Genomic DNA, 522 nt, shown 5'->3' on the forward strand with positions numbered 1-522 from the left:
CTCATTTTGATATGATTGATAATATAACAAAATTTATTGATGCCTCAAAAGGGCTGATAGCTGAAAAGTTTGTGGATAGTGACAACTTTTCTTCTTATACGATATTTCCATTGGAGGAAGACCAACAGGAGGCTAGAATATTGACTGACAAGCTAAATACGCTAATAACTACCGTTACTGTCTATAAAACCTCTTTCAAGTGTGATATGGATAGTGGCAAATTGGATAGGGCAGAAGAGTTAATATGCACAAATAAGGGGCTAGCAAAGTTGGATTTGCAGTTAAATGAGCTTTATAGACAAGTTATTAAAGCGTATGCAGACAAACCAAGAGATTTAGAAAGGATTAAGGCAAGGCAGTTTGCATGGAATAGCACTAAACAAAAATTTAGCTATACTGAGGGATTAAAACATAGCTATAGAAAGAATATAGACTACTTCAAATGCCTGTTAGATAAAGGAAAGGATTTGACTAGTTGTATGCCACTTGGAGAGTTTTAGAAATGACCACTCGCACCATAAA

At 35.1% G+C, this 522-nt stretch carries 1 protein-coding gene; it reads left to right on the top strand.

Features of this window, described 5'->3' with window-relative positions:
• Positions 1 to 500, top strand: a 500-nt coding sequence (locus AC1MDJ_RS08565) for a lysozyme inhibitor LprI family protein (RefSeq protein ID WP_479690483.1), incomplete at its 5' end; no start/stop codon positions are given.
• Positions 501 to 522 lie beyond the last annotated feature (22 nt).

It is taken from the genome of Candidatus Termitispirillum reticulitermitis (genome assembly GCF_054655775.1).